The organism is Corynebacterium jeddahense (genome assembly GCF_028609865.1).
Classification (GTDB): Bacteria; Actinomycetota; Actinomycetes; order Mycobacteriales; family Mycobacteriaceae; genus Corynebacterium; species Corynebacterium jeddahense.
The window spans coordinates 2,410,839-2,424,890 of sequence record NZ_CP063194.1; the positions used below are offsets into that span (position 1 = coordinate 2,410,839).

Here is a 14,052-nt window from a genome sequence, read left to right on the forward strand (position 1 = left end):
GCTGGGCTAAACCGCGACGTCGTTGTACGGCATGAGCGAGGACACCCACGGGAACACGACGTCCATGAGCAGGAAGAACACCCCCGTGAGAATGATCAGCGTGAGCAGCCACTTCACCGGGGTCGAGCCCGGCAGCTTGCGCCAGAGTGCCGCGTACATTACTTCACCTCTTTCATCGCCGGGGGCAGCGCGCCCGCGGGGTCCTTTGGCATGACCTCGGTGCGCACCGCGTGGATGATCATGCGCTGCGCGTTGGAGAACTGGGGGTGGCACGTGGTCAGCGTGATCAGGCCCTCCATGCCGGGCGCCACCTTCGTCGAGCGCGCGCCCGGCATCGGGTTGACCACGTTGATGTCCCCGGGCACCGTGATCTGGCGGCCCTGCACGCCGGCGTAGTCCTTCGCGGCGACGCGCTCGTTGAGCTGCCCCGGCAGGCAGCCGGCGCCCTCGCCGCGGCGCTCGCCCGGGTCGAGCGACATCGGCAGCACGCGGTAGGTCACCCACTCGCGCTGCGTCTCCACGACGATGGCGTCGCAGGCCTGCAGCGCGCCGAGGTCATTGAACGGCGCGCCCTTGCCCACGCGGTGCCCGGCGACGGCGAAATTGCCGTCCTCCCCCGGCAGCTGGGTGCCCGGGTAGTGGCCTGGGCCGGTGAGCAGCTGGGCCTCCTGCACGCCCTCGACGATGGCGAACTGGTAGTCCTGGCCGAATGCGGGGATGTACATTTTCGCGAACGCGTCGCCAAGCTGCGGCGCCGCGTTCTGGCGGGGGTTGACCCACGCCGCTTCCAGGCGGGCCTGCGCCTCGTCCTGCTTGTGCCCCGCCTCGATGTTCGTCCAGTAGGACTCGTAGAACGCGAAGAGCAGGAGCAGCACCCCCACGGTGAGCAGCAGTTCGCCGATCACCTGCGAAACGCTCACGCGAGTGGTCATGGCCATAGAGGGTAGCGCCTTAAATCGAGTAGTCCGGCGGCGGGGCGCCGAGCTTCGACTCCGCGAGCGAGCGCGCGGTGCGCAGCGGCTGACTGTCGCGCAGGATCCGCGCGCCGGCGAGGCCGCCGTCGAGGAAGATGAGCAGCTCGTCGGTGAGCGCGGACGAGTCGTACCCGTTCTTCTCGGTCAGCAGCGCCGTGATCGTGTCGTGCATCCACGTGCGGTGCGCCACGCACGCGGCGACGATCCGCTCCTCCGACTCGGCCTCGGGGCGCGGGTACTCCGCCGCGGCGTTGAGGAACGGTGAGCCACGGAAATCCTTCTCCGGCTCCTCGTCGATGGCCATGTCGAAGAAGGCGAGGATCTTCGCATCCGCATCCGGCGCCTTCGCCGCCCGCTCGCCCCAGCGCGCCCGGTACTGCTCGTCCAGCTGCTCGAGGTACGCGATGACGAGGTTGTCCTTCGAGCCGAGCAGCGAGTACAGCGACGCCTTCGCCACATCCGCCTCGCGCAGGATGCGGTCGATGCCGATGACGCGGATGCCCTCCTCCGTGAACAGCTTCGTCGCAGCGTCGAGCAGCCGCTGCCGTGGGCTCGGCCGGTCCCGCCGCCGCGGCGCCGGCTTCTTCTTGCTGGTGCCAGGTGCCAAGTGGGACTCCTTCGAACGCGGGTGGGTGGACGATGCTCTCAATATAGACAAACCGGTACGTCTTACGCACGGCAATGCCCCCGGGAGGCAGGTCCCGGGGGCATTGTTGGGCTTTTTGCTTAGCGACGGCGTCCCGTCACCATGTTGATAATCCACAGCAGGATCACCGAGCCGAGCAGGCAGGTGAAGAAGCTGAACCACAGCCCGCCACCCTCGACATCAACGCCGAACGCGGAGAGCAGCCAGCCGCCGAGCAGGCCGCCGATGATGCCGACGAGGATGTTCAGGCCGATGCCCATCTGCGCGTCGCGGTTCTGCATCTTGGAGGCGATCCAGCCGGCGATGCCGCCGATGATGATCCAGCCGAGGAAGCCCATGGAAAGAGAAGACATGATGTTCTGACCCTTCTAAATACAACAGTTGGTTCCTCGCCCATTATCCCCCCGCGCGGGGCGAGAGTGGGCAACGCTTCGGGCGAGTTTATATAACGAATCGCTTACACGTCCTGCGGGCGGACTACCATCATCGGGCACGGCGCGGACTGCAGCAGCGCGCGGGAGGTGGAGCCGAGCAGCATGCCCTTGAAGCCGCCGCGCCCGTGCGAGCCGGTGACCAGCAGCTGGGCGCCCTCCGCCTCGCTCGCGAGCGCACGCACCGGGCGGTCCCGCGTGATGGTCTTGGTCACCTTCACGTCCGGGTACTTCGCGGAAAGCTCGTCGAGGTAGCTGCCCAGAACCTCCGCCTTCTCCTGCTGCACCGCCTGCCAGTGGTCCTCCGAGACCGCGTAGCCGGCGCCCGGACCCTGGATCTGCGTGTCCACCCAGGTGTGCACGGCGTGCAGCTCCGCGCCGCGGGCCGCGGCCTCCTCGAACGCGACCTCCGTCGCGCGTCGGGACACCTCGGAGCCGTCGACACCGACGACGACGGGGCCGTACTTGTTCGCGTCCGTCACCGCGTTGTCCTCGCGCACCACCACGACCGGGCAGTGCGCGTGCGAGACCACGGCGCCGGAGACCGAGCCGAGCACCATGCCGGACAGCCCGCTCAGGCCGCGCGAACCCATGACGATCATGGTGCAGTCCCGCGACATCTCCAGCAGCATGTCAATCGGCGAACCCTCCGCAACCGCGTGCCCGATGCGCAGGTCGGGCGCGACCTGGAGCGCGATCTCGCGGGCCCGCTCCACGGTCTGGAGCGTCTCGCGCTGCAGGTCGTCGTACACCTCCTGCGGCGGGACCATGCCCTCGGCGTAGAGGAACTGGGGCATGGTGTAGCTCGCGGCGAGCCGCAGCGGGATACCGCGCTTCATCGCGGTGTTCGCCGCCCAGCGCACCGCGTTGTCAGAGGCCGGGCTGCCGTCAACGGCAACGACGACGATATCTTCGTGGGTCATAATGCACCTTCTTCGAGTCGGCTGGTTATACCCACAGTCTAGTGCCGTGCGTGGTTGTTAGCGCGGAATCTCCACCGGGGTTGCTGCCGGGGCATTCGCGGGGAAGAGCACCTCGTAGACCAGCGTGAGCACGTCGGCAATCGTCTTGCCAATGCCCTGCGAGAAGAACGCGACAACCGGTTCGATGAGTGCGCTGAGATCCATGGCGGATAATCTACTACACGACATGGCACGAAAGAAGGCGTTCCAGCCGGGCCCCCTCCCGCCCCGCGAGGGCCTCGGCGCCACCCGCGCCCGGGTCCCCGAGGGCCCGGGCATAAGGGCGGACGACTTCGTGTGGCACCTCGTGTCCACCCAGCGGCACCGCCACCCCGAGGACGACATTGCCGCGGTTGCGGCGCGGTTCGCCGAAGGTTGCGTCGTCACGCGAGACGGCTCCGCTCTGAGCCCCGACGCGTGGCTTGTGCCCGGCACCGACGTCTACTTCTACCGGCGCCCGGCGCCCGAGGTGCCCGTCCCGTTCGAGATCCGCCCCGTCTTCGAGGACGGCGACATCCTCGTCGTGGACAAGCCCCCGTTCCTGGCGACGATGCCGCGCGCCTCCCACATCACCGAGACCGCCACGGTGCGCCTGCGCCGCGCGACCGGCAACGAGGAACTCACGCCGGCGCACCGCCTCGACCGCGCGACCTCCGGTCTCCTCCTGCTCACCAAACGCCGCGAGATCCGCGGCGCGTACCAGGAGCTGTTCGCGCGCCGCGAAGTCCGCAAGGAGTACCAAGCGATCGCCCCGCTTATCGACGTCCCTCCGGCCCCCTGGCGCCACCACCTCACCAAGGCACCCGGCGAGCCCGCCGCGCAGGTCGTCCCCGGCGCCGAGCCGAACGCCTTCACCACCCTCGCCGCCGTCTCCCGCCTCGCTCCGTTTGAGGAGTTGGAGCTCCAGCAGCGTTACGACGTTCCCGCCCCGCTCGCCCGCTACACCCTGCGCCCCAAGACAGGCCGCACCCACCAGCTGCGCGTGCAAATGATGGTCGAGGCGGCCCCCATCCTCGGCGACCTCATCTACCCCGTCCTCCGCCCCGCCGAGGACGAGGACTTCTCGCGCCCCATGCAGCTGCGGTGCACGCGGCTCGAGTTCACCGACCCACTGTCCGGAGCCGCGCGTTCCTTCGCGGTGGGGTAGATGCCTGGGTGTGCTGGTTGCTTGGGTGTGCTGGGTGCTTGGGTGTGCTGGGTGCTTGGGTGTGCTGGTTGCTTGGGTGTGCTGGGTGCTTGGGTGTGCTGGGTGCTTGGGTGTGCTGGGTGCTTGGGTGTGCTGGGTGCTTGGGTGTGCTGGGTGCTTGGGTGTGCTGGGTGCGGTTGCTAGCCCTCAGCATTGTGGCCCACGCGTTTCCCCTGGTGGCCTGTTACTCGTGTGGCGGTTTTGTCGTTGAGCGCTAGCGCCCTGGTGTTACTAGCCCTCAGCGTGGTGCGTTGCACGTTTGCCCTGGTGGCGTGTGACTGGTGTGGTGGTTTCTGCACTGAGGGCTAGTGGCGCTCAGTGCCGCATTGCGGAGGTACGGTGTCCGCAATGCAGAGTTGTGGAGTTTCCAATAAGGCCCGGTCACAATCTCTCGCCGTGACAGGTGGAGTCCGCGTTGCGGAGTGTGTAGGTACCTGCGTTGTCTGCAATGCGGAGTTGCGGAGTCCGCAACAAAGCAGGCCCTCTCCCCATTGGTCGAGTTGTCCGCAACGCGTAGTGGCTGGTCCCAAAAACTGTCGTATCTGCGCTTACGGTGCGGGTTTCCGAGTCCGCAATGAGTCCGTGCCACCCCTGCCTGCCGACGAGTCCGCGTTGCGGAGTGTGTAGGTACCTGCGTTGTCTGCAATGCGGAGTCGCGGTGTCCGCCAGGAGTCCGCAATGAGGTTGGGTCTTCTTGCACGCCGGCGAATCCGCGTTGTGGAGTGTGCAGGTGTCTGCGGTGTCCGCAATGCAGACTGGTGGAGTCCACAATCGTTCGGGTTAGCCGTATTGGGGACTTCGAAAGTCCGCAATCCAGGGCAATCCAGGACTCCGCAATGCGGAGGGGCGGTGTCCGCAATGAGGCTGGTGTGCCTTCTCCCGCTGCGAACCAGGTCCGCATTGTGGAGTGTGAAGGTACCTTCGTTGTCTGCAATGTGGAGCGGCGGAGTCCGCAATGCGTTACCGGTGCTGTCCGAAAGCCGCCTCCCCGCCGGCAAGTCCGCGTTGCGGAGTGCGTAGGTACCAGCGTTGTCCGCAATGTGGGGCCGCGGAGTCCGCATGTGTCTGATCTGATGTAGGTGGTCCAGTTCGGCTTGGGAAGTAGTCCGTTTCGGCGGCCTGTTTTGGTCCGTTTCAGCGCGGAAAAGTAGGCCAGTTCCCCGGTGCGTTGCTGTGGCTGGTGTGGCCCCTTTTCTGGAAAGGGAAAGGGCCATGCCGATAACCACCCCCCAGTAGGTTTCTGTTCCTGAGAAACGTCCCATCTTCGTTTGGCCGCGAGGTTGGGGACTTGGATTTTTCAGGAAGGGACCAGAAAGTAGATGACGATCAGCATGACCACGATCGAAACTATCAGACAGCTCGACGACGAGGGAATGTCCAGACGAGCGATCGCGAAGGCGGTGAACGTGTCGCGCGCTACGGTCGATAAGTACGTCAACCAGGACGATTTCAGCCCGACCGCGCCGGTGAAGACACGCAAACCAGGCTCAATCGTGCTGGGTGAGGCGTTGTGCGCGGTTGTTGATCAGTGGCTTGAGCAAGACCAGCGCATGCCGCGCAAGCAACGCCACACAGCAAAACGGATCTGTGACCGGCTTACCAACGAGCATGGGTATACAGGCTCGTATTCACCGGTGCAGCGCTACGTGAAGCAGTGGAAGAAGGACCATAAAGCCCCAGGCGATGGGTTCATGGAGTTGGAATGGTCACCGGGGGTCATCCAGGTCGATTTCGGCCAGGCAGAAGTCATCATGGCCTCAGCCGCGCGGGTTGTGCACCTTCTGGTGGTGACGTTTCCGTACTCAAATATGAGGTTTTGCAGGGCCTTTGCCGGTGAAACCGCCGAGTGCGTCATTACCGGGCTGCTGGATGTCATCGACGCCGCCGGCGGGGTGCCAACTGAGATGGTCTTCGATAACGCGACCGCCGTCGGGCGTCGCGTCGGCCCGAAAGTGGTGGAATCGGAGCTTTTCGCCGCGTTCAAAGCGCACTATAGGACCCGGGCGCGGTACTGCAACCCGTATTCGGGCCATGAGAAAGGCAATGTGGAAAACGCGGTCGGCTTCATCCGCCGAAACCTGCTCGTGCCTGTGCCGGAAGTTGCCTCCCTAGCGGAGTTGAACACCCTTTTGGAGTCCGGGTGCGCCGCGTTTGCTACCCACACCCACTACAAGAAGGCAGCCACGGTCGCTGAGCTGTTCACACATGATCAGCATGCGCTTAAAGCGTGCCCGTCGGTGCGGTTTAACCCGGTGCGTTTCGACGTGCGCCGCACCGACAAAACCGGTGTTGTCACGCTAGACGGCAATCGCTACCTGGTCGGGCCTGCCTGGGCGAACAGGCAAGTCACGCTGGAGTTGTCCCACGACACCGTCACCGTCTTAGATGACGACACCAGACGTATCATCGCGCTGCCGAGAGTCTTCGGCACTGCGGACTCGACGGTGATCAACCCGATGAGTCTGCTGCCTGGGTTAGCGAAGAAACCCGGGGCGTGGACGAACTCGCCGCTTCGCCATCACATGCCGGACGCTGTCGTGGGCTACCTCGACGGGGCGGATGCCGCTACACGCCGGGATTTTTTCACCCACGCCGAAACCACCGCCACAGAGTGCGGATTCGACGCCACCGTCACCGCAGCCGCAGCACTGTTAGAGACCGACGCCCAACCAACTGGGCCTCATCTGGGTATCGCCGCACGCTACAGCGCCCCACCACCAACACAACACAGCAGAGCGAACCTCACCACCTATGACCAGCTCCTTGCCACCACAACCACCACCTCACAGCATGCGGAGGCAACCGCAAAGTGACCACCCCAACCCCCAAAGATCGCGTTGTCGCACTTGGCCGCCAGCTCTACCTCACCACCGCCGTACTACGCGAATGCGCAGACCATGCCACCCCACGCCAATGCGACATCCTCATTGAGCTCTTCGAAGCGGAGCTTGAATCCAGGGCCGCATCCAGAGCGCGCCGCCTGATGCACCGCGCGCGTGTCCCGGTACGCAAAACCCTCGACAGCTACGACTGGTCACCGGTCACCCTGCCAGCCGACATCACCCGCGAACACCTCACCACACTCGAGTTTCTCAACGGCAGTGAAGACCTCGTCTTCTACGGTGATGTCGGCACCGGGAAAACACATCTCGCTATCGCACTCGTCACCCAAGCGTGCCTGCAAGGCATCCCCGCAAGATTCTTCACCGCCGCCGGACTTGTCGACCATCTACGCAACGCGAAACACGCAGGCAGGCTCGATAAAGAGCTCACAGCTCTGGGCAAAAACGAACTCCTCGTCATCGACGAACTCGGATACATCCCCATCGACACCGACGGGGCAAGACTGTTGTTCCAAGCCATCGCCGACGCTTACGAACAACGCAGCCTGATCATCACAACCAACCTCGCGTTTTCCCAATGGGGCCAAGTCTTCGGCAACGACGACATGGCAGCAGCAGCGATCGACCGCATCGTCCACCACGGCCGCATGATCACCTTCACCGGCCAGTCCTACCGCATGGCCAACGCCCTCATGAAATAACCCCGAAACCCCAGTAACGCTTAAACGGCCCAAAACCGTGCAGACCTGGCCTAAAAATCCGAGCCGAAATGGCCTACAACAACTTGACAAAACACATCCGCAACCGGGTTGGGCCGTCTTGCACGCCGGGAAGTCTGTATTGTGGAGTGTGTAGGTACCTGCGTTGTCTGCAATGTGGAGCTGCGGTGTCCGCAATGAGGGTGAAGTACCTTCCCCCGCTGCGAACCAGGTCTGCATTGCGGAGTGTGTAGGTACCTGCCGTGTCCGCAATGCAGACTGGTGGAGTCCGCAATGAGACTGAACCGACTTACCCGCCGGAAAGCCCCCGTCGCGGGATCGGTGGGTACCTGCAGTGTCCGCAATGCGGTGTCTGCGATGCGCGTGCGTGGTGTGTGCTGGGGGTTGGGTATAAGGCAACACCCGCCGCGCACCATTAGGGTTGGTGTGTGGCGGGTGTTGGTGTGAAGTTGTTGGGTCGGCGGTAACCTACTCTCCCACCTCCTCCCGGGGGCAGTACCATCGGCGCGGGCGGGCTTAGCTTCCGGGTTCGGAATGGGACCGGGCGTTTCCCCGCCGCTATCAACCACCGACACATCTATGTGGGGTGTACACGATGTGTCTGTGTGTATTTGGTTGTGTGATTGTGTTGGTGTTGTGTCAGTGACTGCACAGTGGACGCGGTGGATTGTTTTCTTGTCGTGTTTCGTGTTTGGTTGTTTGGTGTTTTGCACACCTGGTTGAGCGTGTTGGTGTGTTTATTGGTGTATTAGTACCGGTCGCCTCCACACCTTGCGGTGCTTCCAGTTCCGGCCTATCAACCCAGTAGTCTGCTGGGAACCTCGAATGAAACCTCATCTTAAAACAGGCTTCCCGCTTAGATGCTTTCAGCGGTTATCCCTCCCGTACGTAGCCAACCAGCGATGCTCCTGGCGGAACAACTGGCACACTAGAGGTACGTCCGTCCCGGTCCTCTCGTACTAGGGACAGCCTTTTTCAAGTTTCAACGCGCGCGGCGGATAGAGACCGAACTGTCTCACGACGTTCTGAACCCAGCTCGCGTGCCGCTTTAATGGGCGAACAGCCCAACCCTTGGGACCTACTCCAGCCCCAGGATGCGACGAGCCGACATCGAGGTGCCAAACCATCCCGTCGATATGGACTCTTGGGGAAGATCAGCCTGTTATCCCCGGGGTACCTTTTATCCGTTGAGCGACACCACATCCACAAGTAGGTGCCGGATCACTAGTCCCGACTTTCGTCCCTGCTCGACTGGTAAGTCTCGCAGTCAAGCTCCCTTGTGCACTTACACTCTTGCACCTGATTGCCAACCAGGCTGAGGGAACCTTTGGGCGCCTCCGTTACATTTTGGGAGGCAACCGCCCCAGTTAAACTACCCACCAGGCACTGTCCCCAACCCAGATCATGGGCCAAGGTTAGATATCCACTACGGTCAGAGTGGTATTTCAACAACGACTCCACCACCACTAGCGTGACGGTTTCACAGTCTCCCACCTATCCTACACAAACCGCACCGAATGCCAATACCAAGCTATAGTGAAGGTCCCGGGGTCTTTTCGTCCTGCCGCGCGAAACGAGCATCTTTACTCGTACTGCAATTTCACCGGGCCTGTGGTTGAGACAGCAGGGGAGTCGTTACGCCATTCGTGCAGGTCGGAACTTACCCGACAAGGAATTTCGCTACCTTAGGATGGTTATAGTTACCACCGCCGTTTACTGGGGCTTAAATTCTCCGCTTCGACCCAACAAGGGGTCTAACAGGTCCTCTTAACCTTCCAGCACCGGGCAGGCGTCAGTCCGTATACATCAACTTCATCGTCTTCGCACGGACCTGTGTTTTTGATAAACAGTCGCTCCCCTCTCTTCTCTGCGACCACCCTCAGCTTCCACCACGTGTGTGGTGCCACCGAGTGTGGTCCCCCTTCTCCCGAAGTTACGGGGGCATTTTGCCGAGTTCCTTAACCACAGTTCACCCGAGCGCCTTAGTATTCTCTACCTGACCACCTGTGTCGGTTTAGGGTACGGGCCGTACACGCACATCGCTAGAGGCTTTTCTCGGCAGTCCAGGATCACCAACATCACCCAACGTTTGGGCTACGCATCACGCCTCACACTTATTGACAGCCGCATTTGACATGCTGTCGTGCCACACGCTTGCACCGCAATCCAATAAGCGGCTCGGCTACCTCACTGCGTCACCCCATCACTGACCTACCACGGATCAGGCCCCACGCGTTACCACCAACTGATCATCAATGATGATCATGCCGGAGGGTCAGGGTGGTTAGTATCACCGCTTCGATACTGGGCGCGCGTATACGGGTACGGGAATATCAACCCGTTGACCATCGACTACGCCTGTCGGCCTCGCCTTAGGACCCGACTCACCCTGGGAAGACGAACTTGACCCAGGAACCCTTAGTCATCCGGCGGGCAAGATTCTCACTTGCCATTCGTTACTCATGCCTGCATTCTCACTCGCGTGCAGTCCACCGCGCCTTACGATACGGCTTCACCCCACACACGACGCTCCCCTACCCAACAAAACATTGTTGCCGCGGCTTCGGCGGTGTGCTTGAGCCCCACTACATTGTCGGCGCGGAACCACTCGACCAGTGAGCTATTACGCACTCTTTCAAGGGTGGCTGCTTCTAAGCCAACCTCCTGGCTGTCATCGCGATCCCACATCCTTTTCCACTTAGCACACCCTTAGGGGCCTTAACCGGCGATCTGGGCTGTTTCCCTCTCGACTATGAAGCTTATCCCCCACAGTCTCACTGCAATGCACCACTTCAACCGGCATTCGGAGTTTGGCTGACGTCGCTAAGATGATAGTCCCGCTCAACCAACCAGTAGCTCTACCTCCGGCAAGCTCACATCACGCTGCACCTAAATGCATTTCGGGGAGAACCAGCTATCACGGAGTTTGATTGGCCTTTCACCCCTACCCACAACTCATCCCCTCAGTTTTCAACCTAAGTGGGTTCGCGCCTCCACAACCTCTTACAGCTGCTTCACACTGGCCATGGGTAGATCACCCCGCTTCGGGTCCAGGACATGCCACTAACAACACCCTATTCGGATTCGCTTTCGCTACGACTACCCCACACGGGTTAACCTCGCGACATGCCGCTGACTCGCAGGCTCATTCTTCAAAAGGCACGCCATCACACACATACAGGTGCTCTGACGGATTGTAAGCGCATGGTTTCAGGAACTCTTTCACTCCCCTCCCGGGGTACTTTTCACCATTCCCTCACGGTACTTCATTCACTATCGGTCACACTGAGTATTCAGGCTTACCGGGTGGTCCCGGCAGATTCACAGCAGATTCCACGAGCCCGCTGCTACTCGGGAACATAAACAACACAACCACACATGCCTTCACGTACGGGACTTATCACCCACTCCGGTGCACCATCCCAGATGCTTCCGCTGACACACGCGCATCATGCTCACAGTTGACAGCCTGCGACATTCATGCCCCACAACACCGCACACGCAACCCCTGCCAGGTATCACACGCACACGGTTTAGCCACCATCCGCTATCGCTCGCCACTACACACGGAATCACAATTGTTTTCTTCTCCTACGGGTACTGAGATGTTTCACTTCCCCGCGTCAACCCCCACACAGGCTATGCATTCACCTGCAGGTAACACCACACAACTGGTGCTGGGTTTCCCCATTCGGACATCCTCGGATCAACGCTTTGTTGGCAACTCCCCGAGGCATAACGCAGCCTCACACGTCCTTCATCGGCTCAGCATGCCAAGGCATCCACCATACGCCCGTAACAAAACACACGGACACACAATCAGCGCACAAAACACTAAAACACAAAAAAGAAAGAAAAATAATGCTCGCGTCCACTATACAGTTCTCACACAACACCACCCCCCACAAGCACACCACCACCAAAAGCAGCAGCACACCCACGACAGGGGCACAATCAGGAACACACACACTCGTGCTGCCCCAGACACCCAACAGTGCACCAACAAACCACTTTTGCCACGCAACCAGGTCACTCAACCCACCACACACGCACACAAACCGTGTTCACGCTCAACCCCTTTGTGGTTGCTCCCTATCCACCCCACACACAATGAGGCAGGTGCGCATCCACTCCGGATTTCTCAAAATACAGGTGGCAGTCACACACTCGGTGACATCAACCACCACACCCACAACTGCGGGCAAACATAAAGCTCCTTAGAAAGGAGGTGATCCAGCCGCACCTTCCGGTACGGCTACCTTGTTACGACTTCGTCCCAATCGCCGATCCCACCTTCGACAGCTCCCTTTGACAGGCCACTGGCTTCGGGTGTTACCAACTTTCATGACGTGACGGGCGGTGTGTACAAGGCCCGGGAACGTATTCACCGCAGCGTTGCTGATCTGCGATTACTAGCGACTCCGACTTCATGGGGTCGAGTTGCAGACCCCAATCCGAACTAAGGCCGGCTTTCAGCGGTTAGCTCACCCTCACAGGCTCGCGGACGCGTTGTACCGACCATTGTAGCATGTGTGAAGCCCTGGACATAAGGGGCATGATGATTTGACGTCATCCCCACCTTCCTCCGAGTTAACCCCGGCAGTCTCTCATGAGTCCCCGGCCGAACCGCTGGCAACATAAGACAAGGGTTGCGCTCGTTGCGGGACTTAACCCAACATCTCACGACACGAGCTGACGACAACCATGCACCACCTGTACACCAACCACAAGGGAAACTACATCTCTGCAGCGATTCAGTGTATGTCAAGCCCAGGTAAGGTTCTTCGCGTTGCATCGAATTAATCCACATGCTCCGCCGCTTGTGCGGGCCCCCGTCAATTCCTTTGAGTTTTAGCCTTGCGGCCGTACTCCCCAGGCGGGGCGCTTAATGCGTTAGCTACGGCACGAACCCCGTGGAAGGGACTCACACCTAGCGCCCACCGTTTACGGCATGGACTACCAGGGTATCTAATCCTGTTCGCTCCCCATGCTTTCGCTCCTCAGCGTCAGTTACTGCCCAGAGACCTGCCTTCGCCATCGGTGTTCCTCCTGATATCTGCGCATTCCACCGCTACACCAGGAATTCCAGTCTCCCCTACAGCACTCAAGTTATGCCCGTATCGCCTGCAGTCCCGCAGTTAAGCTGCGGACTTACACAAACGACGCGACAAACCACCTACGAGCTCTTTACGCCCAGTAATTCCGGACAACGCTCGCACCCTACGTATTACCGCGGCTGCTGGCACGTAGTTAGCCGGTGCTTCTTCTCCAGGTACCGTCAATTACTCTTCGTCCCTAGCGAAAGGAGTTTACAACCCGAAGGCCGTCATCCCCCACGCGGCGTCGCTGCATCAGGCTTGCGCCCATTGTGCAATATTCCCCACTGCTGCCTCCCGTAGGAGTCTGGGCCGTATCTCAGTCCCAATGTGGCCGTACACCCTCTCAGGCCGGCTACCCGTCGACGCCTTGGTAGGCCATTACCCCACCAACAAGCTGATAGGCCGCGAGCTCATCCCACACCGAAAAAACTTTCCACCACACCATCCAAAATGCGGTCCTATCCGGTATTAGACCCAGTTTCCCAAGCTTATCCCGAAGTGCAGGGCAGATCACCCACGTGTTACTCACCCGTTCGCCACTCGAGTACCAGTGCAAGCACTGGCCTTTCCGTTCGACTTGCATGTGTTAAGCACGCCGCCAGCGTTCATCCTGAGCCAGGATCAAACTCTCCACAAAACGTTTCAACAAAACCAGTGAAACAGGCCGTGAAAAGCCCAAAACCCAACCAAAAAACAAACCAAACCAACACCACCACCAAAAGCAGCGGCATCAGACCTGGCAAAAAATCCAAAAATTACAAAGGTTCAACAACCAACCCCCACCCGACAGGGAAAACAGGGGTCAGCAAAAATACGCGAGAAAATCAACCAACCCGCGCACACCAAACCAAACAGCAGCATGATCCATCAATGGATTCAACCACACCACCACCGGCACACACCCAAACAAACACAAAGGATGCAAAACACAGTGCACACAAGGCAGGCAAACAACCCACGCAACAAAAGTACATTGGCACACTATCGAGTTCTCAAACAACACCAGCACACCCAAACCAACCCACACAACGCGAGCCAGCCTCAAGTGACTTTGGAATCCGCCAACGATCGTTTTCCTGCCCGCCACACAAACCAGGAGAATCTCACTCACCGGCGGGGCGTTGTCGGTCTCGCTGACTTGATATAAGTTACACACACCCCACGCACAACACAAACCCGCAGCTTGTACCGC

Annotated in this window: 9 protein-coding genes and 3 rRNA genes; 3 read left to right on the forward strand and 9 right to left on the reverse strand. The window is 60.5% G+C overall.

The features are described from left to right. Positions 1-6 precede the first annotated feature (6 nt). The 6 genes from CJEDD_RS11565 to CJEDD_RS11590 all read right to left on the reverse strand — a co-directional run bounded on the left by CJEDD_RS11565 (position 7) and on the right by CJEDD_RS11590 (position 3,178). Entirely contained in the window at positions 7-159 is a 153-nt protein-coding gene (locus tag CJEDD_RS11565; RefSeq protein ID WP_042409890.1) for a hypothetical protein, read from the reverse strand. After that, entirely contained in the window at positions 159-932 is a 774-nt protein-coding gene (locus tag CJEDD_RS11570) for a class E sortase (RefSeq protein WP_232297775.1), read from the reverse strand. Before CJEDD_RS11570 ends, CJEDD_RS11565 begins: the two co-directional genes overlap by 1 nt. A 19-nt stretch (positions 933-951) precedes the next feature. Then, the gene (locus CJEDD_RS11575) at positions 952-1,581 is read right to left on the reverse strand and encodes a TetR/AcrR family transcriptional regulator (protein ID WP_042409897.1); all 630 of its coding nucleotides are present in this window, start codon (positions 1,579-1,581) and stop codon (positions 952-954) included. Positions 1,582-1,700: 119 nt separating this feature from the next. Next, a complete protein-coding gene (locus CJEDD_RS11580) occupies positions 1,701-1,973 on the reverse strand; it encodes a GlsB/YeaQ/YmgE family stress response membrane protein (protein ID WP_042409900.1) in 273 nt (90 codons plus the stop codon). A gap of 104 nt (positions 1,974-2,077) precedes the next feature. Further along, the gene (locus CJEDD_RS11585) at positions 2,078-2,974 is read right to left on the reverse strand and encodes a universal stress protein (protein ID WP_042409903.1); all 897 of its coding nucleotides are present in this window, start codon (positions 2,972-2,974) and stop codon (positions 2,078-2,080) included. A gap of 57 nt (positions 2,975-3,031) precedes the next feature. After that, positions 3,032-3,178 (reverse strand): hypothetical protein, encoded by a 147-nt coding sequence (locus tag CJEDD_RS11590; RefSeq protein ID WP_198133028.1) that lies wholly within the window; start codon positions 3,176-3,178, stop codon positions 3,032-3,034. On the opposite strand from CJEDD_RS11590, the gene CJEDD_RS11595 reads away from it, so the two are divergent. The 3 genes from CJEDD_RS11595 (at position 3,177) to istB (ending at position 7,743) form a co-directional block, all read left to right on the forward strand. Then, positions 3,177-4,160 (forward strand): pseudouridine synthase, encoded by a 984-nt coding sequence (locus tag CJEDD_RS11595; RefSeq protein WP_042409907.1) that lies wholly within the window; start codon positions 3,177-3,179, stop codon positions 4,158-4,160. The genes CJEDD_RS11590 and CJEDD_RS11595 overlap by 2 nt on opposite strands. Positions 4,161-5,518: 1,358 nt before the next feature. After that, positions 5,519-7,012 (forward strand): IS21 family transposase, encoded by a 1,494-nt coding sequence (gene istA, locus CJEDD_RS11600; protein WP_273657484.1) that lies wholly within the window; start codon positions 5,519-5,521, stop codon positions 7,010-7,012. Then, positions 7,009-7,743: an IS21-like element helper ATPase IstB gene (gene istB / locus CJEDD_RS11605; protein ID WP_081764632.1), complete on the forward strand. Its 735-nt coding sequence runs from the start codon at positions 7,009-7,011 to the stop codon at positions 7,741-7,743. The genes istA and istB overlap by 4 nt, the downstream gene beginning before the upstream one ends. Before the next feature lie 473 nt (positions 7,744-8,216). Here istB and rrf read toward each other — a convergent pair. The 3 genes from rrf to CJEDD_RS11620 form a co-directional block, all read right to left on the reverse strand. After that, positions 8,217-8,334: ribosomal RNA gene (gene rrf, locus CJEDD_RS11610) — 5S ribosomal RNA — on the reverse strand. 156 nt (positions 8,335-8,490) lie between these two features. Further along, a 23S ribosomal RNA gene (locus CJEDD_RS11615) occupies positions 8,491-11,570 on the reverse strand. A gap of 412 nt (positions 11,571-11,982) precedes the next feature. After that, positions 11,983-13,497: ribosomal RNA gene (locus tag CJEDD_RS11620) — 16S ribosomal RNA — on the reverse strand. Together the 16S, 23S and 5S rRNA genes form the textbook arrangement of a ribosomal RNA operon. Between the last annotated feature and the right edge of the window lie 555 nt (positions 13,498-14,052).